Here is a 22,425-nt window from a genome sequence, read left to right as displayed (position 1 = left end):
CGCCCCGGACCTAGTCGAAGAAACTTCCTCGCGTCCTCGGCGATCGCAGCCGCGGCGACCATGGGTGGCGTGCCACTGCTCTCCGCGTGCGGCGGCGGTGGTGGTGGGGGCGGCGGTGGCGGCGAGGAGGGCCGGGCCTCGGAGTCGGACCTGGAGCGCATCCTGCCGACCTTTCAGGAGTCCGACGTCGCGGTGCGGCCCGACATCGCCGCCGAGAACGGGTCGAGCCCCGGCTACACCCGCTGGATCCCGCAGGAGGAGCTGGGCGTCTCGGTGCCAGAACCCCTCGGCGGGGGTGGCGAGTTCACCGCCATGACGCCGCTCTGGGGCACCCCGCCGGACGCCGGCAACGCCTTCTGGACCGCCATGGACGAGGGCATCGGCGTCCGGATCAACTGGCAGACCCAGGACGGCAACACCTACGGCGAGCGTCTCGGCGCGGTGCTGGCCGGCAGCGACATCCCCGACCTGGTCTGCATCCCGAGCTGGGAGCTCACCGGCCAGATCCCGCAGGCCGTCAGCAGCCGCTTCGCCGACCTCGGCCCGTTCCTCTCCGGCGACGCCGTCCTCGACTACCCCAACCTCGCCGCCATCCCCACCGCCGCCTGGCAGCCCTCCGTCTTCGGCGGCGCGCTGCGCGGCCTGCCCATGCCGGCCGCCCCCATCGGCGGCGTGGCGCCCTTCTACCGGCAGGACATCTTCGAGGCGAACGGCTGGGAGGTGCCCACCAACACCGACGACTTCGTCGCCCTCTGTCAGGAGATCACCTCACCCGGCGACCGGGTCTGGGCCCTCGAGTCAAACGTCAAGTGGGCCGCGTGGGTCATCTTCGGCGTGCTGCCCGAACGGCCCAACTACTTCACCCGGGGCGACAACGGCCAGCTGATCAACCGCTACGAGACCGACGAGTACCTGGAAGCGCTGGAGTGGACCCGCCGTCTCTTCGACGCGGGCCTCGTCCACCCCGACTCGGTGGCCGTCTCCGGCGACCCCAACCAGCGCTTCACCTCGGGCGAGACCCTGATGATGTTCACCGGCGACGGGGTCTGGCACAACATGGTCGTCGAACAACTCTCCGCCAACCCCGACTTCCGGATGAACGCCTTCGACTACTTCGGCGCCGGCGGCAACGACCCGGTGCTCCACCTGGGCAACGGCTCCACCATCTGGACCTTCGTCAACAAGAACCTCTCCGAGGACCGCATCCGCGAGGCGCTCCAGATCGCCAACTACACCGCCGCGCCCTACGGCACCGTGGAGAACCGGCTGCGCACCTTCGGCATCGAGGGAACCCACTACAACCTGGAGGGCGGCCAGCCGGTCCGCACCGACCTGGGCCAGACCGAGGTCATCCCCGAGACCTACACCTTCATCGCCACCCCGCAGCACACCATCGCCTGGTCCGACACCCCGCAGATGGTCGAGGACCAGACGGGCTGGCAGAAGCGCAACCTGGCCTTCGCCCGCGAGCCGCTGTTCTACGGCCGCCAGATCCAGGAGCCCGCCCGGCTCGCCAACATCAACGACGGCTTCGAGGACCTGGAGGACGACGTCGTGCGCGGCCGCCAGTCCATCCGCGACATGCAGAACGCCGTGGCCGACTGGCGCCGCAACGGCGGCGACGAGCTGCGCGACTTCTACCAGCGGCTGCTGGACGAAGACGACGCCTGACCGTCGGCCACAGACGAAGGAGCTCCCGTGTCCCAGAGCACGGTTCCACGCCCCCCGGCGCCGGCGGAGGGCGGCGGCGACCCGCCGGCGGCCGAGGCGGCGGCGGCCGGCCGGGGGCGCCGGCGGTCCGCGACCCCGCCGGGCGGCATCACGTTCCGGCACAAGCTGCGCCGCGACTACGCGCTCATCCTGATGACGCTGCCGGCCGTCGCCCTGCTGGTGGTCTTCGCCTACCTCCCGATCGCCGGCAACGTCATCGCCTTCCAGTTCTACAGCCCGTACGCCGGCGACGGCTTCTTCGACTCCATGGCCAACAGCGCCTGGACCGGCTGGGAGAACTTCCAACGGATGATGGACGACCGCGACTTCTGGCGGGCCGTCCAGAACACCCTGATGTTCTCCGGGCTCCAACTGCTCTTCTACTTCCCGGTGCCCATCGCGCTCGCCCTGCTGATCAACAGCGTGCTGCACAGCAAGGTCCGCGCCTGGTCCCAGGCCGTGCTCTACCTGCCGCACTTCTTCTCCTGGGTGCTGGTCATCACCGTCTTCCAGCAGCTGTTCGGCGGCGCGGGCCTGCTCGCCCAGCTGTTCCGCGACTGGGGTTGGACCGACAGCTTCGACCTGATGACCGACCCAGGATTCTTCAAGTGGCTGATCACCGCCCAGGTGATGTGGAAGGACGCCGGCTGGGGGATCATCGTCTTCCTCGCCGCGCTCTCCACCGTCAACACCGAGCTCTACGAGTCGGCCGCGGTCGACGGCGCCGGCCGCTGGCGCCGCATGTGGCACGTCACACTGCCCGCGCTGCGCCCCGTCATCGCGCTGCTGCTCGTCCTCCAGGTCGGCAACATGCTGACGATCGGCGGCGAGCAGTACCTCATCCAACGCACGGCCGTCGGCCCCGGCGCCTCCGAGGTGCTCGACACCTACGTCTGGCACCGCGGCATCGAGGGCGGCGACTTCAGCTACGCGGCGGCCATCGGCATCGTCAAGGGAATCTTCAGCGTGGGACTGGTGCTGGCCGCCAACCGGGTAGCCCACGCGATGGGCGAACAGGGGGTGTACTCGCGCCGATGAGCGACACCAGCGTCCTCGTCCACGACGAGGAGAAGGAGGTCGGCAAGCGCGTGCGGCCGGCCTGGGAGGAACCACCCACCCGCGTCGGGCTGACCGCCAAGGGCACCATCCTCGGCATCGCCCTGCTCGCGATCCTCTTCCCTCTGTGGATCGTCCTCGTCACCTCGCTCTCCGACGCCGAGACGATCTCCCGCAGCGGCGGGCTCGTGGTCTGGCCGCAGGGCATCAGCCTGGACGCCTACCGCGAGCTGCTCAGCGGCGGCGAGGTCTCCCGGGCCATGATGGTCTCCATCGGGGTCACCGTCGTCGGCACCCTGCTCTCCATGGCGGTCTCGATCCTGGCCGCCTACGGGCTCTCCAGGCTCGGCTCGCTCTGGCACCGCACCCTGCTGTTCACCCTGATGGCCACCATGTTCTTCGGCGGCGCCGGCATCATCCCCACCTACCTGCTGATCCAGAGCCTGGGGTTGATGAACAGCTACGCCGCGCTGATCCTGCCGATGGCGGTCAACGTCTTCAACATCCTGGTGCTGCGCGCCTTCTTCATGAACGTCGGCCAGGAGATCATCGACAGCGCCCGCATCGACGGTGCCAGCGAGGTCCGCATCCTGTGGGGGATCGTGCTGCCGCTCTCCCGCGCCGTGCTCGCCGTGATCTCGCTCTTCTACGCCGTCGCCTACTGGGGCAACTGGTTCGCCGGCTTCATCTACATCACCGACCAGGAGAAGCTGCCGCTGCAGAACGTCCTCCAGCAGATCGTGATCGCCGGCGAACGCCCCGCCGGCATGGCCCAGGCGATCGGCACCGGACAGATCCCCAGCCTCGCGGTGCAGACCGCCGTCATGGTGCTGGCCCTGCTCCCGGTCGCCGTGCTCTCGCCGTTCGTCCAACGGCACTTCAAGAAGGGCATGCTGATCGGTGCCGTCAAGGGCTGACGGAGATCGGCGGGAGGAGAACACCATGGCAGGGCTCGCGGACGCGACGCGGGGCAGGGTGCTGTTCGGCGGGGACTACAACCCGGAGCAGTGGTCGCCCGAGGTCTGGCGGGAGGACGTCAGGCTGATGAAGGAGGCCGGGGTCAACCTGGCCACCGTCGGCGTCTTCTCCTGGGCCACCCTCGAACCCCGGCCGGGGGCACGGAACTTCGGGTGGCTCGACACCGTGCTCGGGCTGCTGCACGACGCCGGCGTCGGCGTCGCGCTGGCCACGCCGACCGCCTCGCCGCCCCCCTGGCTCGGCGCCCGCCACCCCGAGACCCTGCCGCGGGACGAGACCGGCGCGGTCGTCTGGTACGGCTCGCGCAACCAGTTCTGCGCCTCCTCCCCGGTCTACCGCGAGCACGCCGCCCGCATCACCGAGGACCTGGCCGCCCGCTACGGCGACCACCCGGCGCTCCGCGTCTGGCACATCAACAACGAGTACTGCACCCCGTGTTGGTGCGACGAGACCGCCCGCCACTTCCGGCGCTGGCTGCGCGACCGGCACGGCGGCCTGGACGCGCTCAACGAGGCCTGGGGCACCGCGTTCTGGAGCCAGCGCTACGACTCCTGGGACGAGATCATCCCGCCCCGCCGCGCCCAGTACCTCAACAACCCGGCGCAGCTCCTGGACTTCCGCCGCTTCACCAGCGACGCGCTCCTGGAGTGCTTCACCGCGGAACGCGACATCGTCGCCACCCACAGCCCGCACGTCCCCGTCACCACCAACTTCATGCCGCTGTTCGCCGGGCAGGACGGTTGGCGCTGGGCGGCGGAGGAGGACATCGTCTCCGTCGACATCTACCCGGAGCCGGCGGCCACCTTCGAAGAACCGGCCGGGCCCGCCCACGGCGCGCTCGTCCAGGACCTCACCCGCTCCCAGGCCCGCGGCCCCTGGATGCTGATGGAACAGGCCGCCTCCGCCGTCAACTTCCGCCAGGTCAACGTGGTCAAGCCCGAGGGCACCACCCGGCTCTGGTCGCTCCAGGCCGTGGCCCGCGGCGCCGACGCCGTCTGCTTCTTCCAGTGGCGGCAGTCCCGGCAGGGCAGCGAGAAGTTCCACTCGGCGATGCTGCCGCACGCCGGCGAACGCTCCCGCGGCTTCCGCCGGATCGCCGCCCTCGGCGCCGAACTCGGCGCGCTCGCGCCGGCGGTGGGCACCACCGTGCCCGCCGACATCGCCATCCTCCACGACTGGCCCGCCTGGTGGGCCAGCGGCCAGCCCGGCCGGCCCTCCGCCGAACTCGACCACGCCGCCCTGCTGGCCCGCTGGCACCACGCCCTGTGGCGGCGCAACCTCACCACCGACCTCGCCCACCCCGAGGCCGACCTCGACCGCTACCGGATGGTCGTCATCCCCCAGCTCTACCTGCTGAGCGACGCCGCCCTCGACAACCTCGCCGCCTGGACCCACGCCGGCGGCACCCTGGTCTGCGGCTTCTTCACCGGCGTCGCCGACGCCGACGACCGGATCCGCGAGGGCGGCGTCGACGCCAGGCTGCGCCGCGTCCTCGGCCTGGCGACCGTCCACGAGTGGTGCCCGCTACCGTCCGGCTCGGCCGTCAGGCTCGACGACGGCACCGCGGGCACGCTGTGGAGCGAGGACCTGGAGCCGGCCGACGCCGAGACCGTGGCCGCCTACGCCGAGGGCGAGCTGGCCGGCCGCCCCGCCATCACCCGCGCCCGGCACGGCGCCGGCTCCGCCTGGTACCTCTCGACGCTGCCCGAACCCGCCGCGCTGGCCGACCTGTTGGCCGCCGCCGCCGCCACCGCCGGCGTGGCGCCCGTGCTGCCCGCGCTGCCCGAAGGCGTCGAGGCGGTCAGGCGCGGCCCCCTGCTCTTCCTCCTCAACCACCGGGCGGAAGGGGTGACCGCACGCCTCCCGGCGCCGGCCACCGACCTGCTCACCGGCGCGCACCACGAGGAGGAGGTGAGACTGGACCGCAACGGCGCGGCCGTGCTGCGGTCCTGATCCCCCCACGCTCCCCCCACCCCCGAAGGGAGACGCACCACCGTGATACGAGCCGCACGCAAGCTCTTCCTGAACCGCGTCATCACGCCGCTGATCGCCGTGCTCGCGGCGTTCGGCCTCACCCTCACCACCGCCACCTCGGCTCACGCCGCCACCTGGGAGAGCTCCGACCAGTGGGGCACCTGGAACAACGGCGGATACATCCTCTACAACAACATCTGGGGCTCGGGCGCCGGCTCCCAGACCATCTGGGCCAACAGCTACAGCAACTGGGGGGTCTGGGCGAACCACCCCAACACCGGTGGCATCAAGTCCTACCCCAACGCCAAGCGGATCGTGAACCGGCCGCTCAACCAGCTCAACTCGCTGAGCAGCAACTACAACGTCACCGTCCCGTCGTCCGGCGCCTACAACACCACGTACGACATCTGGGACACCGACTACGACCACGAGGTCATGCTCTGGATGAACTGGACGGGCCCGGTCGGCCCGCTCGGCAGCTACCAGACCCGGGTCACCCAGGGCGGCCACACCTGGGACGTCTACCGGGGCAGCAACGGGGCCAACAACGTCTACTCGTTCCTCCGCGTCGGCGGCAACTCCTACTCGGGCTCGGTGAACATCCTGCCGATCCTGCGGTGGATCGCGACCCAGGGCTGGTGGCCGTCGAACGAACCCATCGGCGACGTCCAGTTCGGCTACGAGATCACCTCGTCGGCCGGCGGGCTGAACTTCACCACCAACTCGTTCGGCGTCAGCTACAGCTGAGGCCGGGACATCGCCCGGCGGCGTTCACGCCGCCGGGCGGACCGGTCGTTCAGCGGGCCGCGGCCGACGGCGCGTCGGCGACCGGCACGCCGGTGGCGGGACCGGTGCTCGCCCGGACGGTCAGCCTCGGCGGGAGCAGCTCGGTGTGGGTGGTGGCGGGCTGGCCCGCGGCCTCGGCCCGCACCCCGGCCATCACCAGCTCCACGGCCCGCCGCCCCATCTCGAAGGCCGGGATGGCCACCGACGTCAGCGCCACCGCCTGCTGGGTGGCCACCTGCTCCGGGCAGACCGCCACCACCGAGATGTCCTCGGGCACCGCCCTGCCCTGCTGCCGCAGCAGGCTGAGCATCGGGCCGATCACCTCCTCGTTCTGCACGATGATCGCGGTGGTGCCCGGGCGCTCGTCGAAGATCCGGGAGAGCGTGCCGGCCATCGACTCGTAGGTGCCCTCGCACGGCCGGTGCAGCACCCGCACCCCCAACTCGGCAGCCCGCTCCCGCACCCCGAGGATGGTCCGCTCGGCGAAGCCGGTGCGCCGCTCGTAGACCGCGGCCGCCTCGCCGACCATCGCGATCTCCCGGTGCCCGAGGCCCGCGAGGTGCGAGACGCACTGCCGCCCGGTCTCCGCGAAGTCCAGGTCCACACAGGTGAGTTCGTCGGTGTCGGCCGGCAGGCCGATCAGCACGGCGGGGCGCCTGGTCTCGCGCACCAGCGGCAGCCGCTCGTCCTCCAGCTCCACGTCCATCAGGATCATCGCGTCGGCGAGACCGCTGCCGGCCACCCGCCGCATCGCCTCAGGGCCCTCCTGGCCGGTGAGCAGCAGCACGTCGTGCGCGTGCTCGCGGGCGGTGGTGGCCACGGCGATGGCGATCTCCATCATCACCGGGAGGTACATCTCGGTGCGCAGCGGCATCATCAGCGCGATGATGTTCGACCTGCTGCTGGCCAGCGCCCGGGCTCCGGCGTTCGGGTGGTAGCCGAGCTCCCTGATGCTCCGCTCGACGCGCTCCCTGGTCTGGGCCGAGATGGTCCGCTTACCGCTGAGGACATAACTCACCGTGCTGGCTGAGACGCCGGCGTGCCGGGCGACCTCGGCGAGCGTGACCATATGCCCTCCCAGGTGGAGTGAAGCGCTTCGACGGCGAACGGCAGTGCAACCGCGTTGACCATAGACCGATCAACTCTCCGTGTCCAGGGATGTATCGAAGCGCTTCAACGGCAGTTCGACGACGCGTCGACGGCGCCTCGACGACCCCGTCGCACGGCCGCCACGACACCCCTTCGTCACTCTTTCGAGGGGCAGATTCCGACTACTGTCCGAGCTTCGACTGATACACGGGGCCACACATCGGGTAACAACGGAATGACACCTTCCGAGGACGCCGCCGACGGCGAGGGCGAGGTGAGCGTGCATGACCGTCTCCGAGGACGAGGCCCGCCGGGTGGCCGAGGGCGCCAGGCAGCGCGAGTGGCGGGGGCCGAGCTTCGCTCGCGAACTGTTCCTCGGCCGCCTCAGGCTCGACCTCGTCCATCCACGCCCCCAGCCGGATCCGGAGGCCGCCCGGCACGGGCAGGCGTTCCTCGACCGGCTCCGGGCCTTCAGCGAGCGCGAGATCGACGGCGCCCGCATCGACCGCGAGGGCCGGGTGCCCGACGCGGTGGTCGCCGGGCTCCGCGAGCTCGGCGCCTTCGGCATGAAGATCGCCCCCGAGTACGGCGGGATCGGGCTCAACCACCTCTACTACAACCGCGCCCTCGCCCTGGTCGGCTCCGCCAGCCCGGCCGTCGGCGCGATGCTCTCCGCCCATCAGTCCATCGGGGTGCCCGAGCCGCTGAAGCTCTTCGGCTCCGAGGAGCAGAAACGTGCCTTCCTGCCGCGCTGCGCCGCGGGCGAGATCTCGGCCTTCCTGCTCACCGAGCCCGACGTCGGCTCCGACCCCGCCCGCCTCGGCACCACCGCCGTCCGGGACGGCGACGACTACGTGCTGGACGGCGTCAAGCTCTGGACCACCAACGGCGTCGTCGCCGACCTGCTCGTCGTGCTGGCCAAGGTGCCAGAGGTCGGCATCACCGCCTTCGTGGTCGAGGCGACGACCCCCGGTGTCACCGTCGAGCACCGCAACGAGTTCATGGGCCTGCGCGGCCTGGAGAACGGCGTCACCCGGCTGCACCGGGTCCGGGTGCCGGCCGCCAACCGGATCGGCGAGGAGGGGCAGGGCCTGCGGATCGCGCTGACCACCCTCACCACCGGCCGGCTCGCCATGCCGGCCACCTGCGCCGCCGCCGGCAAGTGGTGCCTGCGGGTGGGCCGCGAGTGGTCCCAGGCCAGGATCCAGTGGGGCAAGCCCATCGCCAGGCACGAGGCCATCGGCTCCCGGCTCGCGTTCATCGCCGCCACCACCTTCGCCATGGAGGCGGTGCTCGAACTGGTCAGCGAGATGGCCGACGAGGGCCGCCGCGACATCCGGATCGAGGCCGCCATCGCCAAGCTCTACGGCAGCGAGATGGCCTGGCGGATGGCCGACGACCTGGTCCAGATCCGCGGCGGCCGCGGCTACGAGACCGCCGACTCGCTCACCGCCCGCGGCGAGCGCGGCATCCCGGTCGAACAACTCCTGCGCGACCTGCGGATCTACCGGATCTTCGAGGGCTCCAGCGAGATCATGCGGCTGCTCATCGCCCGCGAGGCCGTGGACACCCACCTGAAGGTCGCCGGCGGGCTCATCGAGCCCGACTCCTCCCTCACCGAGAAGCGCCGCGCCCTCACCTCGGCCGGCCGCTTCTACGCCCGCTGGCTGCCGTCCCTGGCCGTGGGACGCGGCCAACTCCCGCTTGCCTACGGCGACTTCCACGTCTCCCGACACCCCAACCTGGCCGCCCACCTCCGCTACGCGGAGCGCGCGGCCCGCCGGCTGGCCCGCGAGACGTTCTGGGCGATGTCCCGCTGGCGCGGCCGACTGGAGACCAAACAGCGGCTGCTCGCCCGCATCGTCGACATCGGCTCCGAGCTCTTCGTGATGACCGCCGCCTGCGTGCACGCGGAACGCCTCCGCGACGAGGAGGACCACGGCCGGGAGGCCTACCGGCTCGCCGACGTCTTCTGCCGCCAGGCCCGGCACCGGGTCGAGGCGCTCTTCACCGAGCTCCTCCACAACTCGGACGCCGCCGACCAGGCCCTCGTCCGCGGCCTGCTCGAAGGCGACTACGCGTGGCTGGAGGACGGCATCCTCGCCCCCACCGCCGAGGGCCCCTGGATCGCCGAGGCCACCCCGGGACCCGCCACCACCCCCAACGTCCACCGCCACATCCCCTGACGACCGCGCCGCTCCCGGTCACCCGGCCACGGCCGCGCCGGTGGTCGCGGCGCGCCGGAACTCGCTCGGGTTGGTGCCCCGCACCCGCTTGAACGCCGCGCTGAACCCGAACGCGTCGGCGTACCCCACGGAGCGGGCGACGTCCGCGACGGTCGCGGCCTCCCGCTCCACCAGCAGGTCGGCGGCGAGCGTCATGCGCCAGCGGGTGAGATAGGTCAGCGGCGGTTCGCCGACCAGCTCGGCGAACCGCCTGGCCAGCGTCGAACGCGACACCCCGATGCGCCCGGCCAGCGAGCCGACCGTCCAGGGCGCCGCCGGCTCGGCGTGCAGCAGCCGCAGCGCGTCGCCCACCACCGGGTCACGCTGGGCCGCCCACCAGGCCGGGGCCCCGCCGCCCGGCCGGTCGAACCACTCGCGCAGCGTGCAGACCAGCATCCAGTCGAGCAGCCGGTCGAGCACCACCTGCTGGCCTGGCGCGTCGACGGCGACCTCGGCGGCCAGCTGGTCGAGCACGGCGTCGCCCGTGCCCCCGGCGTCCGCCCGCAGCACGCCGGGCAGCGCGTCGAGCAGCCGGCGGCTGATCTCGCCGCGCACCGGATAGGCGCCGACGATCAGCGTCGTCGCCCCGCGGCCTTCGTCCGCCTCGCCGTCGTGCCAGCCGAGCCGGTGCCTGGTCCCGCCCTGCTCAGGCGTCGCGCAGTGCTCGCCGCAGGCGACCGGCTCGGCCCGGGTGCCGACCTCGTCGACGAAGGTGAACGTCGCGGGGCCGCGCACCACGATCGTCTCGCGGGCACGGAGCGGCTCGGGCGGGCCGTGCTCGGGCACGATCCAGCCCGCCCCGGCCAGCACGGTGCACAGGGTCAGCGGGGCGCCGTCCACGAAGTGCAGCGCCCAGGGCGGGGACAGGGTCGAGCTGCCGAACAACGAGCCGTGGGACCGCACCCCGCGGATCAGGTCACTGAACACGTCCATGTCGGCGAGGTTAGACGAACGGACAGGTGATCCGGCTTCTCGCCTATGGGATCGTCCGAGCCGGCCGGGTTCAATCGGTCTCATGACCAACGACACCACTCTCGTTCTCGGCGCGACGGGCAAGACGGGGCGGCGGATCGCCGCCCGGTTGCGGCTGCGCGGCACGCCGGTGCGCGCCGCCTCCCGGTCGAGCCGCACCAGGTTCGACTGGGCGGACCCGAACGGCTGGGACGCGGCGCTGCGGGGCGCGACCGTCGCCTACGTGGTGGCCCCGCCGGTGCCCGGCCCGGTGCACGAGTTCGTGGCGCGGGCCGAGGCCGCCGGAGTCCGGCGTCTTGTCCTGCTCTCCGGCCGCGGCGCCGACACCTGGGGCGACTCCACCTTCGGTCTCGACATGCGGTCGGCCGAGGACGCGGTGCGCGGCTCGGCGCTCGAGTGGACCGTCCTGCGGCCGTCGAACTTCGCGCAGAACTTCGACGAGGACCTCTTCCACGCCCCGCTCCTCGCGGGGGAGTTGGCGCTCCCGGCCGGCGCGGTTCCCGAGCCGTTCATCGACGTGGACGACGTCGCGGACGCCGCGGTCGCGGTGCTGACCGAGCCCGGTGGCCGGCACGCCGGCCGGACCTACGAACTGACCGGGCCGCGCGCGCTCACCTTCGGCGAGGCCGTCGAGCTGATCTCCCGGGCGGCCGGCCGGCCGATCGCCTACCGGCGCGTCCCGCCAGCCGAGTACGTCGCGAGGCTGGTCGCGGAGGGCCTGGGCGAGGACGACGCCCACCACCTCGCCGAGATGTTCGCGCTGATGGAACGCGGCCTGATCGCCGCGACCACCGACGACCTCGCCACCCTGCTCGGCCGGCCGGGCAGGACCTTCGAGGAGTACGCCGCCAGGGCCGCCGCCGCGGGAGCCTGGCCACGGCGTTCGCCCGCCACCGCCACTGCCACCGCCGCCGCCACCGCCGCCGGTTCGCTGACCGCCGAGGACCTGGCGTTCCTCCGCCGCCCCCTGCACGGCTTCCTCTCCGTGGCCGGCGGGCCACTCCCGCCCCAGCCCAGGCCGGTGTGGTTCGAGGCCACCGCCGAGGGCACGATCCAGCTGTTCACCGCCCCGGACTCGCCCAAGGCGCGGCGGCTGCGCCGCGACCCCCGCGCCTCACTCGTCGTCGCCGCCCCGGTCGGTGAACGCGAGCGCTGGCTCTCCATCGCCGGCCGCGTCACGGTGGAACCCGAAGGGGCACACGAACTGGCCGCCCGCCTGGCCGCCCGCTACTGGGACCTCGACGACCCGGCCCACGCCGACGACCTCGCCGGCATCCTGGCCACGGACCAGGTGCGACTCGTCATCCACCCGGAGGCGGTGCGCCGCTACACCCACTGACCACGCCGCGCGCGACGGCGTGACCCGGTTCCCGGGGGGACGGCGGGAGCGGCCGAAGGGGATGGGGACAATGGGGGGATGACCGAGACCTCCGTCTGTTTGGCCGACCCGCACCTCCGCTACGCGACGCAGCCACCGCCCGACGGGCCGCGGGAGGTGGTGGTGCTCGGATCGACCGGGTCCATCGGCACCCAGGCCGTCGACGTGGTGCTCCGCAATCCGGAGCGGTTCCGGGTCACGGCGCTCTCCGCCGGCGGCGGGAACGTCGCGCTGCTCGCCGAACAGGCGCACCGGCTAGGCGTGCGCGCCGTGGGCGTGGCGCGTGAGGAGAGCGCGGGCGCCCTGCGCGAGGCGCTGCGCGAGCGCTACGGCGCGGGCGCGGCGCTGCCGGAGGTCCTGGCCGGTCCCGACGCGGCCACCGTGCTGGCGGCCGGCCCCTGCCACACGGTGCTCAACGGCATCACCGGGTCCATCGGTCTGGCCCCGACGCTGGCGGCGCTGGAGGCCGGTCACGTGCTGGCGCTGGCCAACAAGGAGTCGCTGATCGTCGGCGGCCCGCTGGTCACCGGGCTGGCGAAGCCCGGGCAGATCGTGCCGGTGGACTCGGAGCACTCGGCACTCTTCCAGGCGCTGCTCGGCGGCACCCGGGCCGAGGTGGCGAAGCTGGTGGTCACGGCCAGCGGCGGGCCGTTCCGCGGGCGGAAGCGGAGCGAGCTGGCGGGCGTCACGCCGGCGGACGCGCTGGCGCACCCCACCTGGGCGATGGGCCCGGTGATCACCATCAACTCGGCGACGCTGGTCAACAAGGGGCTCGAGGTCATCGAGGCGCACCTGCTCTACGGGATCCCGTTCGACCGCATCGAGGTCGTCGTCCACCCCCAGTCGTACATCCACTCCATGGTGGAGTTCGTCGACGGCTCCACGCTCGCCCAGGCCAGCCCGCCGGACATGCGCATGCCCATCGCGCTGGGCCTCGGCTGGCCGGAGCGCGTGCCGGGGGCGTCCGCGCCCGTCGACTGGACGCGGGCGCACACCTGGGAGTTCCTGCCCCTGGACACCGATGCCTTCCCCTCGGTGCCGCTCGCCTGCCGGGTGGGTAGCCTCGGCGGTACCGCGCCCGCGGTGTTCAACGCGGCCAACGAGGAGTGCGTCGACGCCTTCCTCGCCGGCCGGCTGCCGTTCACCGGGATCGTGGACACGGTCGCTCAGGTGGTCGAGGAGCTGGGTTCGGCAGGTTCCGGAACTTCCCTGACCCTGCCGGACGTCCTCGATGCGGAGACCAGGGCGCGCGCCCGCGCCCGCGAGCTGGCCGGGACCGCCGGTCGGACGACGACGGAGGCGACCACGGCATGACCGCGCTGATGTTCATCCTGGGGATACTCGTTTTCGTCCTCGGGCTGTTGTTCTCCATCGCCTGGCACGAGTTCGGCCACTACTCGCTGGCCCGGAAGTTCGGCGTCCGGGTGCCGCAGTTCATGGTGGGCTTCGGCCCGACGATCTGGTCGCGGCACGGCAAGGAGACCGAGTTCGGGATCAAGGCCATCCCCTTCGGCGGCTACATCCGGATGATCGGCATGTTCCCGCCTGGCGACGACGGCAAGGTCCGCCAGCGCTCCACCTCGCCGTTCCGCGGCATGATCGAGGACGCCAGGGCCGCCGCCTTCGAGGAGCTGCAGCCGGGCGACGAGAAGCGCCTGCTCTACACCCGCAAGCCCTGGCAGCGCTTCCTGGTGATGTTCGCCGGGCCCGCGATGAACCTGATCCTGGCGGTCGGCATCTTCCTCGGCGTGCTGATGGGCTTCGGCGTCAACACCCAGACCACCGCCGTCGCCACCGTCTCCGAGTGCGTGATCGAGCAGAGCGAGGAGCCCCGCGACTGCCGGGCGACCGACACCCCGGCGCCGGCCGCGGCGGCCGGGCTGCGCGCGGGAGACGTGATCACCGCGTTCGACGGCGAGCCGGTCGACGACTGGGGCACCCTCCAGCAGCGCATCCGCGACACCACGGGGCCCGCCACCATCACCGTCGACCGCGACGGCCGGAGCATGGAGCTCACCGCCGACCTCATCGAGAACCAGGTCGCCAAGACCGACGGCAGCGGCGGCTACGTCGAGGGCGAGTTCGTCACCGCCGGCTTCCTCGGCTTCTCGCCGGCCAGCGGCATCGTCCAGCAGGACTTCGGCCAGGCCGTCGACCGGATGGGTGACATGATGGCCACCGGCGTCGAGGCGATGATCGACATCCCGTCCAAGATCCCCGGCCTGTGGGACGCGGCCTTCGGCGGCGGCGAGCGCGAGCCCGACTCCCCGATGGGCGTGGTCGGCGCGGCCCGCGTCGGCGGCGACATCTTCACCCTCGACATCCCGGCCAGCCAGCAGGTCGCCACCGCGCTCTTCCTGATCGCCGGCTTCAACCTGTCGCTCTTCCTGTTCAACATGCTGCCGCTGCTCCCGCTGGACGGCGGCCACATGGCCGGCGCCCTCTGGGAGTCGGGCCGGCGCGCCTTCGCCAAGGTGACCAGGCGCCCCGACCCCGGCCCGTTCGACGTCGCCAAGCTGATGCCCGTCGCCTACGTGGTAGCCGGAGTGTTCATCTGCTTCACGCTCCTGGTGTTGGCCGCCGATATCATCAACCCCGTGCGGCTGACCGGGTGAGGTGCCGTAGGCTCAAGCCCTGAGCCCGGGCCCCGAGCCCACCCGTCCGTACCGTGGGGTTGCACGAAGCCATGACAGCCATCTCGCTGGGCATTCCGTCCGTTCCGACCCGGCTGGCCGAGCGCCGGGCCAGCCGTCAGATCCAGGTCGGATCCGTCGCCGTGGGAGGTGACGCGCCGGTCTCCGTCCAGTCGATGACGACCACGCGCACCTCGGACATCGGCGCCACCCTGCAGCAGATCGCGGAGCTGACCGCCTCCGGCTGCCAGATCGTGCGGGTCGCCGTCCCCACCCAGGACGACGCGGACGCACTGCCGGTGATCGCCCGCAAGTCCCAGATCCCGGTCATCGCGGACATCCACTTCCAGCCCAAGTACGTGTTCGCCGCCATCGACGCCGGCTGCGCCGCCGTCCGCGTGAACCCGGGCAACATCAAGAAGTTCGACGACCAGGTCAAGGAGATCGCCAAGGCCGCGAGCGACGCCGGCACCCCGATCCGGATCGGCGTCAACGCGGGCTCCCTCGACAAGCGGCTGCTCGCCAAGTACGGCAAGGCCACCCCCGAGGCGCTCGTCGAGTCCGCGCTGTGGGAGTGCTCGCTCTTCGAGGAGCACGGCTTCCGCGACATCAAGATCTCGGTCAAGCACAACGACCCGGTCGTCATGGTCAACGCCTACCGGCAGCTCGCCGCCCAGTGCGAGTACCCGCTGCACCTCGGCGTCACCGAGGCCGGGCCGGCGTTCCAGGGCACCATCAAGTCGGCCGTGGCCTTCGGCGCGCTGCTCGCCGAGGGCATCGGCGACACCATCCGGGTCTCCCTCTCCGCGCCGCCGGCCGAGGAGGTCAAGGTCGGCATCCAGATCCTGGAGTCCCTCAACCTCCGCCAGCGGCGTCTTGAGATCGTCTCCTGCCCGTCCTGCGGCCGCGCCCAGGTCGACGTCTACAAGCTGGCCGACGAGGTGACCGCCGGGCTCGACGGCATGGAGGTCCCGCTGCGGGTGGCCGTCATGGGCTGCGTCGTCAACGGCCCCGGCGAGGCCAGGGAGGCCGACCTCGGCGTCGCCTCCGGCAACGGCAAGGGCCAGATCTTCGTGAAGGGCGAGGTCGTCAAGACCGTGCCGGAGTCGAAGATCGTGGAGACCCTGATCGACGAGGCGATGAAGATCGCCGAGCAGATGGAGAAGGACGGCATCGCCTCAGGGCAGCCCGAGGTCTCCGTCAGCTGAGCCACCCACACCACCCCGCGGTCACCGCACGGGGGTGAAGGGCGCGGGCGCCGGTAGCATGCCAGCACCGCTCACGTCCCTCGAACCCAAGGCGCCGTCCCCCGTGCTGACCACGTCCACCACCCGGGTCCTGGAACCCGCGGATCTCAGCGGCGCGCTCGCCGTGCTCGACCAGGAACCGGTGGCGAACGCCTTCGTCACCGCCCGGGTGCTCGACTCCGGCCTCGAACCGCCCCAGCTGGGCGGCGAGATGTGGGGCTACTACCGCAGGGGCCGGCTGGTCTCGCTCTGCTACGCGGGCGCCAACCTGGTACCCGTGGCCGCCGGCCCGGCCGCCGTCCGCGCCTTCGCCGACCGGGCGCTGCGCCAGGGCCGGCGCTGCTCCTCCATCGTCGGCCCGCTCGCGCCGACCGCCAGGCTCTGGTCGCATCTGGAGCCCTACTGGGGCCCCGCCAGGGAGGTGCGCAGCCGGCAGCCCCTGATGGCCACCGAGCAGGCCGCGGGCGTCACCCCCGACCCGCTGGTGCGGCGGATGCGCAAGGACGAGATGGACCTGGTGCTGCCGGCCGCCATCGCCATGTTCACCGAGGAGGTCGGCGTCTCCCCCCTGGAGGCGCCCGACGGCGGCCTCGCCTACCAGTCCCGGGTCGCCGAGTCGGTCGGCACCGGCCGCTGCTTCGGCCGGGTCGAGGACGGCCGGGTGGTCTTCAAGGCCGAGATCGGCGCCGTCACCCCGCACACCTGCCAGCTCCAGGGCGTCTGGACCGCCCCCGAGCACCGCGGCCGCGGCCTGGCCACCGCCGGCCTCGCCGCCGTGCTGCGGCACGCGCTGGCCGAGGTGGCGCCCGTCGTCAGCCTCTACGTGAACGACTTCAACGCCCCGGCGCTGGCCGTCTACCGGCGGCTCGGCTTCGCCGAGGCCGGGGCCCTGATGAGCGTGCTGTTCTGACCAGGCCCGGCCCGGGACCGCCGCATCCGGCCTTCTCCACCGCCATTCCGGGCACCGGGCGCGACTTCGGCCGGTCAGCGCGTTAGCCTCCCCGCATGACACCATCTGCCGGGGAGGCGGCCCCCGACGCCTGGGACATCACCGTGGCACCGATCGACCTGGCGGCCCGGGTGGACGAGGCGTTGGCCGTGCAGGCGCAGGCGTTCGGCCTCAGCGACGAGGAGGTGGCGGTCCGCCGCCACATCGTCCAGCGCCACCTGGCCAGCCCCGGCGCCCGAGCCCTGGGCGCCACCACCCGCGGCGGGCGGCTCGTCGGTTTCGTCTACGGAATGCCCAACGACCGGGCGCAGTGGTGGTCCACCGTGGTCGAGCCCTACCTGCGGCGGGTCGGCAACGAGGGGTGGCTCACCGACTCGTTCACCATCACCGAACTGCACGTGCTGCCCGGCTACCAGCGGCACGGCATAGGCCGCCGGCTGATCACCATGCTGACCGACACGGCAACCGAGCCCCGGTCGATCCTCTCCGCCGTGGACACCGAGAGCCCGGCCAGGGGGCTCTACCGCAAGCTCGGCTACCACGATCTCGCCCGCCGGGTGCTGTTCCCCTCCGCGCCCTGCCCCTACGCCGTGATGGGCGCCCACCTGCCGCTCCGCCGCGACTAGCGACCACTCACGACCGCTCACGACCGCTCACAGCCAGGTCGCGAACTCCAGCAGCGCCTCCGCCTCGGTGCGGCGCCCCGCCGACCAGGCGCGACCCGCGGACTCCACCGCGCGGAACAGCGCCCAGCCCCGCAGCCGCTCGGCCGGCAGCTCCACCGAGTCGGCCAGCCTGCCGAGCCGCCGGCGGGTGATCGCGGCGGCGCCCGGCGAGGCCATCAGGTCGTGCAGCCGGTCCCGCACCAGCCTAGCCAGGTCGTAGGCGCGCTCGCCCACCAGCGGTTCGGGGCCGACCGCCAGCCACGGCGCCCGCTCGGCGTCCGAGGCGAGCACCGCGCCCTGCCGGAAGTCGCCGTGCAGCAGCAGCCGTTCCGGCTCGTCGGCCAGCAGCGCCTCGCGCAGCGCCAGCGCCTCGGCCACCAGCGGCTCGGCCTCCGCCGCCGCCAGCTCGCCCGCCCGCAGCAGCGCCGCCCGCCCCGCCGTCCACTCCTCGACCGTGGGGAACGGGTGCGCGCCGCCCGGGGCCGCGCCCGGCTCGACCCACAGCCGGCGCACCACCGAGACCGCCTCCAGCATCGCCTTCGCCTCGGGCAGCGACCGCAGCGACGTCTCGCCGCGCAGCCGCTCGAGCAGCAGCGCGCCGGCCGCCGGGTCGCAGCGCAGCGCCAGGACCGCGCCCAGGCCGTCCCAGCGGCGCAGCGCCGCCTCCTCCCGCGCGGCGGGATGCCACGGCGCGCATATCTTCAGCGCGGCCCGGCCGCCGTTCGCGCGCCGCACCAGCACCGTCATGCTGGCGCGCCCGCCAGGCGCGGCCACCCGCTCGGGCGTCAGCTCCCAGCGGTCGAGCGTCGCGGCCACCAGCTCGGGCAGCTCGGCCAGCCAGTCGGCGGCCTCGGCCCGCCCGGCCTCGGTCAGCCGGGCCGGCGGTGCCAGCTCCATCGTCAACGACTTCCCTCCGACTCGTCCTCGGTCAGCCCGGGGAACGGCGTGCCGGAACCGCTCCAGCGGGCGGCGCGCACCGCGACCTCGCGGAGCGCGGCCGCCGCCTCACGGCGCGCGTCGCCCTCGGTGGCGCCCACCAGGCCGACGTAGGCGCCGGCCAGCCTGGACTCCAGTTCGGCGGCCAGCCGCACCGCGGCCTCGCCGTCCGGCACCTCGAAGGGCAGCGCGTAGCCGGCGGCCGAGGCCACCGGGGTGCCGCCGAGGTCGCGCACCGTCCGGTGCAGCGCGTCGCGCCGCGCGCGGTGTGCCGCGTACGCCTCGTCGGCCTCCCGGGAGCGGTCGTCCGCGATCAGGGCGCCCACCACCCCGTAGCCGTAGACGGCGGCGTGCTCGGCCGCCAACGCGGCCTGGGTGGCGTCGAGTTCCGGCGCGCCGTCGTCCGTGCGGCGGCTCGTGATCTGGCTCATGGCGGGTCCTGTCACCTGGCCTCGTGGAGGAGGTACGCCTGGGCTGAGCCGGCGGCGGCCAGCGAGGCCAGCAGCCGGGCGAGCTCCGGGGACGCCTCGGACACCGCGCGCTGCCTGGCGTCCGCGACCTCGCGCTCGGCGTCGGCGAGCGCGCTGAGCGCCCGGCTCTGGTCGGTGGGCACCTCGGGCGGTCCGCCCGAAGGCCCCGGCGGCGTCTCGTCCCCCTCGTTGAGCGCCGCCAGATGCGCCGTGACGGCGTCGCGGAACGGCCCGAGCGTGCCGGCGAGCGCCGGATGGGCGGCCGCGGTGGCGTCGTAGCGGGCCAGCAGGTCCTCGCTGTCCCTGGCGGCCCGGCGGCGCAGCCCCCGGACCGTGGTGGCGGAGACCGCCCGGCCCGCCGATCCGGATCCGCTTCCTTCCGAGGACGTGCATCCCGCCAGCGAGCCGGCGGAGCCAACCATCAGGCCGCCGAACAGCACGGCCCTTCTGGGCGGGCGAGAGGGCATGGCTTCCCCGCACTTCCCGTCGTCGATGGAGTGGGTCGAAAGTGTGACTGGGCTGAGTGGATACGCTGAGGCGATAGAAAGATCACCGCCCGGTGAGCGTACCCGCGCGGGTCGCGGATCCCGGTGCCACCCCGCCCCCCGGCGTGCCAGGTCCTGGGGCGGAAGTCGGTCGGCGTACCGTGCCGCACGGGATAGGCTGTTGCGCGAGAGTGCCCGAGACGCACTGGCGAGACGCGTCCACCGACAACAGCACACGCGGCCGAGGAGTCACCCGGATGAGCACCACCCAGATCGACAGGCTGCGGGAGCTGCTTGAGCCGCTGGCCGCCGAGCGGGGGATGGACCTCGAAGAGGTCAGGATCACCCCGGCGGGTCGTCGGCGGGTGCTCCGGGTGGCGGTGGACACCGACGAAGGCGTCGGCCTCGACGCCTGCGCCGAGCTGAGCCACGAGGTCTCGGCCGTGCTCGACGCGTCCGACGTGATGGGCGCCGCTCCCTACGTGCTCGAGGTGACCTCGCCGGGCGCCGAGCGCCCGCTCACCGAACCCCGCCACTACCGGCGCTCCGTCGGCCGGCTCATCCGGGTCCAGCCGCACGAGGGCGCCGAGCTGGTCGCCCGGATCGTCGCGGTGGACGAGGCCGGTCTCGACCTGGAGGTGCCGGGGGAGAAGGGCCGCAGGGCCACGGCGCGCCGGATGGAGTTCGCGGAGGTCGCGCGGGCACGGGTGGAGGTCGAGTTCAGTCGCAAAGAGCGCGAACGAGCTGTCGCCGGCGACGAGAGCACCGAAGGCTGAAGGAGGCGTAGTCGTGGACATCGACATGAGTGCCCTGCGGGGGCTCGTCCGGGAGAAGGAGATCTCCTTCGACCTGCTGGTGGAGGCGATCGAGTCGGCCCTCCTGATCGCCTACCACCGCACCGACGGCAGCAGCCGCCGGGCCAGGGTGGTGCTCGACCGCAAGTCGGGCCACGTCACGGTGTGGGCGAAGGAGGAGCCTGACGAGGCCGGCGAGGACGCCGAGCCCCGGGAGTTCGACGACACCCCGCAGGGGTTCGGCCGGATCGCCGCCACCACTGCCAAGCAGGTGATCCTACAGCGGCTGCGCGACGCCGAGGAGGACATCACCTTCGGCGAGTACGCCGGCCGCGAGGGCGACGTGGTGGCCGGCGTGGTGCAGCAGGGCCGGGATCCGAAGAGCGTGCTGGTGGACATCGGCAAGCTGGAGGCCATCCTGCCGCCGCAGGAGCAGGTGCCGGGCGAGGACTACCCGCACGGCGCGCGGCTCCGCTCGTACGTGGTGCGGGTGGTCAAGGGCGCCCGCGGCCCCTCGGTCACCCTCTCCCGTACCCATCCCAACCTGGTGAAGAAGCTCTTCGAGCTCGAGGTGCCCGAGATCGCCGACGGCACCGTGGAGATCGCCGCCATCGCCCGCGAGGCCGGGCACCGCACCAAGATCGCGGTCCGCTCGCTGCGTTCCGGGCTCAACGCCAAGGGCGCCTGTATCGGCCCGATGGGCGGCCGGGTGCGGAGCGTGATGGCGGAGTTGCACGGCGAGAAGATCGACATCGTCGACTGGTCGGACGACCCGGCCCAGCTGGTCGCCAACGCCCTCTCGCCGGCCCGGGTCACCCGGGTCGACGTGGTGGACGAGGCGGCGCGCTCGGCGCGGGTGACCGTGCCGGACTACCAGCTGTCGCTGGCCATCGGCAAGGAGGGCCAGAACGCCCGTCTCGCCGCCCGGCTGACCGGCTGGCGGATCGACATCAGGCCGGACACCGAACAGGCCGCCGAGCCCGAGTGAGCCGCCTGTTCCCCGGCCCCCGGTGGAGGGGGCCGGGGAGCGGGGAGGGGAATACCGTCGGCCGGAGCCGGTGTTGGGAGACCAGGGCCGGGCCCGGGCACCGGGCCGGTCGCGCGGGGAGGTAGAATTCGAGTGTCTGGCCGGACGCGGGCGAGAGCCTGCCCGGAACGTACCTGTGTCGGATGTCGAAAGCGCTCGGCCCGTAACGGCCTGCTGCGTGTGGTGAGGAATGGGGATCGCTGTGTCCCCGATCTTCGCGGTACGCTGCCCGGTCGGGGTGCGTATGTGCATCCCACGACGAGCTGTCTCGAGCTGGCGGTCCGCCGTCGCGCGTTCCCCCGGGCCTTCCGGGCCCAGGGACCGCTCGACACCGGGCAGCTGCGACGGTGGATCGGCCGGACCGCTTCGTCGGAAGTGCAGGAACAGTAAGAAGCCGCGTGGGTGGTCCACGTGGCAGTACCTCGCGAGTCGGAAGTAGGTCGAGATTGCGATGAGCACTCGATGAGTACGCGATGAGTACGCCCGTGAAGTAGCGAAGGTCCGGCGGACGACCGACCCCGGACCGTAGAAGGAGCGAAGTGGCTAAGGTCCGGGTATACGAGCTCGCCAAGGAGCTTGGAGTCGAGAGCAAGGTCGTCATGGCCAAGCTCCAAGAGCTTGGTGAATTCGTCCGTTCGGCGTCCTCGACGATCGAGGCGCCCGTAGTACGCAAGCTGACCGACGCGTTCAGCGGCGGCGGCAACAACCGCAAGCCCCCGCGGCCCGGCGCACCCAGGCCGGGTGCCCCCAAGCCGGGCGCCGTGGGCCCCCGTCCCGGCCCCGCGCCGCGGCCGGGCCCCGTACCGCCCAAGCCGGCCGCCGGCGGCCCCCGGCCGTCCCCGGGCCCCAAGCCCGGTGCCAAGCCGGCCCCCGCGGCCCCCGAGTTCACCCAGCCGACCGGCGGTGGCGAGCAGGCGGCCGCGCCGCAGCAGGCCCCGCAGGCCCCGCAGCCGCAGCAGGCTCAGCAGCCCCAGCAGCAGCGCCAGGCCGACCAGCGCCCCGGTGGCCAGTCGGGCCCGCGCCCCGGTGCCCGTCCGGGCGCCGGCGCGCC

The 22,425-nt window shown here is 72.8% G+C and carries 21 protein-coding genes and 1 pseudogene; 17 read left to right on the top strand and 5 right to left on the bottom strand.

Annotated features, from left to right (window positions below):
- Positions 1–60 precede the first annotated feature (60 nt).
- Genes ACYVPE_RS31175 through ACYVPE_RS31155 form a run of 5 tightly spaced genes read left to right on the top strand, consistent with a single transcriptional unit; the run spans position 61 to position 6,465 of the window.
- Positions 61–1,671, top strand: a complete 1,611-nt coding sequence (locus tag ACYVPE_RS31175; RefSeq protein ID WP_461037119.1) for an extracellular solute-binding protein — start codon at positions 61–63, stop codon at positions 1,669–1,671.
- Between the two features lie 27 nt (positions 1,672–1,698).
- Entirely contained in the window at positions 1,699–2,748 is a 1,050-nt protein-coding gene (locus tag ACYVPE_RS31170) for an ABC transporter permease (RefSeq protein WP_461037118.1), read from the top strand.
- Positions 2,745–3,683: a carbohydrate ABC transporter permease gene (locus tag ACYVPE_RS31165; protein WP_461037117.1), complete on the top strand. Its 939-nt coding sequence runs from the start codon at positions 2,745–2,747 to the stop codon at positions 3,681–3,683. The genes ACYVPE_RS31170 and ACYVPE_RS31165 overlap by 4 nt, the downstream gene beginning before the upstream one ends.
- A 25-nt stretch (positions 3,684–3,708) precedes the next feature.
- Positions 3,709–5,697: a beta-galactosidase gene (locus ACYVPE_RS31160; protein ID WP_461037116.1), complete on the top strand. Its 1,989-nt coding sequence runs from the start codon at positions 3,709–3,711 to the stop codon at positions 5,695–5,697.
- A gap of 42 nt (positions 5,698–5,739) precedes the next feature.
- Positions 5,740–6,465: a GH12 family glycosyl hydrolase domain-containing protein gene (locus ACYVPE_RS31155; protein WP_461037115.1), complete on the top strand. Its 726-nt coding sequence runs from the start codon at positions 5,740–5,742 to the stop codon at positions 6,463–6,465.
- A gap of 49 nt (positions 6,466–6,514) precedes the next feature.
- Here ACYVPE_RS31155 and ACYVPE_RS31150 read toward each other — a convergent pair whose 3' ends face one another.
- Positions 6,515–7,573 (bottom strand): LacI family DNA-binding transcriptional regulator, encoded by a 1,059-nt coding sequence (locus ACYVPE_RS31150; protein WP_461037114.1) that lies wholly within the window; start codon positions 7,571–7,573, stop codon positions 6,515–6,517.
- A gap of 304 nt (positions 7,574–7,877) precedes the next feature.
- Between ACYVPE_RS31150 and ACYVPE_RS31145 the strand changes: the two genes are divergently transcribed.
- Positions 7,878–9,779 (top strand): acyl-CoA dehydrogenase family protein, encoded by a 1,902-nt coding sequence (locus ACYVPE_RS31145; protein ID WP_461037113.1) that lies wholly within the window; start codon positions 7,878–7,880, stop codon positions 9,777–9,779.
- Positions 9,780–9,797: 18 nt separating this feature from the next.
- Here the strand turns inward: ACYVPE_RS31145 and ACYVPE_RS31140 are convergent, their stop codons facing one another.
- Positions 9,798–10,751, bottom strand: coding sequence for an AraC family transcriptional regulator (locus ACYVPE_RS31140; protein WP_461037112.1), 954 nt, complete (start codon positions 10,749–10,751; stop codon positions 9,798–9,800).
- An 82-nt stretch (positions 10,752–10,833) separates the two neighbouring features.
- On the opposite strand from ACYVPE_RS31140, the pseudogene ACYVPE_RS31135 reads away from it, so the two are divergent.
- From ACYVPE_RS31135 to ACYVPE_RS31105, 7 genes and pseudogenes are all read left to right on the top strand, one after another.
- A pseudogene (locus ACYVPE_RS31135) lies at positions 10,834–11,664 on the top strand (NAD(P)H-binding protein); the annotation flags it as partial.
- Between the two features lie 57 nt (positions 11,665–11,721).
- Entirely contained in the window at positions 11,722–12,129 is a 408-nt protein-coding gene (locus ACYVPE_RS31130) for a pyridoxamine 5'-phosphate oxidase family protein (RefSeq protein ID WP_461037123.1), read from the top strand.
- Positions 12,130–12,207: 78 nt separating this feature from the next.
- Positions 12,208–13,482, top strand: a complete 1,275-nt coding sequence (dxr, locus tag ACYVPE_RS31125) for a 1-deoxy-D-xylulose-5-phosphate reductoisomerase (RefSeq protein WP_461037111.1) — start codon at positions 12,208–12,210, stop codon at positions 13,480–13,482.
- A complete protein-coding gene (locus ACYVPE_RS31120; protein ID WP_461037110.1) occupies positions 13,479–14,783 on the top strand; it encodes a M50 family metallopeptidase in 1,305 nt (434 codons plus the stop codon). Before dxr ends, ACYVPE_RS31120 begins: the two co-directional genes overlap by 4 nt.
- A gap of 71 nt (positions 14,784–14,854) precedes the next feature.
- Positions 14,855–16,009: a flavodoxin-dependent (E)-4-hydroxy-3-methylbut-2-enyl-diphosphate synthase gene (gene ispG / locus ACYVPE_RS31115; protein ID WP_461037109.1), complete on the top strand. Its 1,155-nt coding sequence runs from the start codon at positions 14,855–14,857 to the stop codon at positions 16,007–16,009.
- Positions 16,010–16,067: 58 nt separating this feature from the next.
- Positions 16,068–16,958 (top strand): GNAT family N-acetyltransferase, encoded by an 891-nt coding sequence (locus ACYVPE_RS31110; protein ID WP_461037108.1) that lies wholly within the window; start codon positions 16,068–16,070, stop codon positions 16,956–16,958.
- A gap of 95 nt (positions 16,959–17,053) precedes the next feature.
- Positions 17,054–17,623, top strand: coding sequence for a GNAT family N-acetyltransferase (locus tag ACYVPE_RS31105; protein ID WP_461037107.1), 570 nt, complete (start codon positions 17,054–17,056; stop codon positions 17,621–17,623).
- A 27-nt stretch (positions 17,624–17,650) separates the two neighbouring features.
- Here ACYVPE_RS31105 and ACYVPE_RS31100 read toward each other — a convergent pair whose 3' ends face one another.
- The 3 genes from ACYVPE_RS31100 to ACYVPE_RS31090 are packed head-to-tail and all read right to left on the bottom strand — an operon-like array spanning position 17,651 to position 19,535.
- Positions 17,651–18,559, bottom strand: coding sequence for an aminoglycoside phosphotransferase family protein (locus ACYVPE_RS31100; RefSeq protein WP_461037106.1), 909 nt, complete (start codon positions 18,557–18,559; stop codon positions 17,651–17,653).
- Positions 18,560–18,561: 2 nt separating this feature from the next.
- Positions 18,562–19,029 (bottom strand): ferritin-like domain-containing protein, encoded by a 468-nt coding sequence (locus ACYVPE_RS31095; protein ID WP_461037105.1) that lies wholly within the window; start codon positions 19,027–19,029, stop codon positions 18,562–18,564.
- Positions 19,030–19,040: 11 nt separating this feature from the next.
- On the bottom strand, positions 19,041–19,535 hold the full coding sequence (locus ACYVPE_RS31090) for a hypothetical protein (RefSeq protein WP_461037104.1): 495 nt from the start codon (positions 19,533–19,535) through the stop codon (positions 19,041–19,043).
- 275 nt (positions 19,536–19,810) lie between these two features.
- Between ACYVPE_RS31090 and rimP the strand changes: the two genes are divergently transcribed.
- The 4 genes from rimP to ACYVPE_RS31070 form a co-directional block, all read left to right on the top strand.
- Entirely contained in the window at positions 19,811–20,329 is a 519-nt protein-coding gene (gene rimP / locus ACYVPE_RS31085; RefSeq protein WP_461037103.1) for a ribosome maturation factor RimP, read from the top strand.
- Positions 20,330–20,342: 13 nt separating this feature from the next.
- Positions 20,343–21,335: a transcription termination factor NusA gene (gene nusA / locus ACYVPE_RS31080; protein ID WP_461037102.1), complete on the top strand. Its 993-nt coding sequence runs from the start codon at positions 20,343–20,345 to the stop codon at positions 21,333–21,335.
- Positions 21,336–21,467: 132 nt separating this feature from the next.
- The gene (locus tag ACYVPE_RS31075) at positions 21,468–21,764 is read left to right on the top strand and encodes a YlxR family protein (RefSeq protein WP_461037101.1); all 297 of its coding nucleotides are present in this window, start codon (positions 21,468–21,470) and stop codon (positions 21,762–21,764) included.
- Positions 21,765–21,913: 149 nt separating this feature from the next.
- Positions 21,914–22,425 (top strand): translation initiation factor IF-2 N-terminal domain-containing protein (locus ACYVPE_RS31070; RefSeq protein WP_461037100.1); only part of this gene is annotated, 512 nt, incomplete at its 3' end.

This window comes from Streptomyces mayteni, from assembly GCF_054783955.1.
Note: the sequence above shows the minus strand (reverse complement) of the source record. Positions and strands in the feature narration are given on the sequence as shown.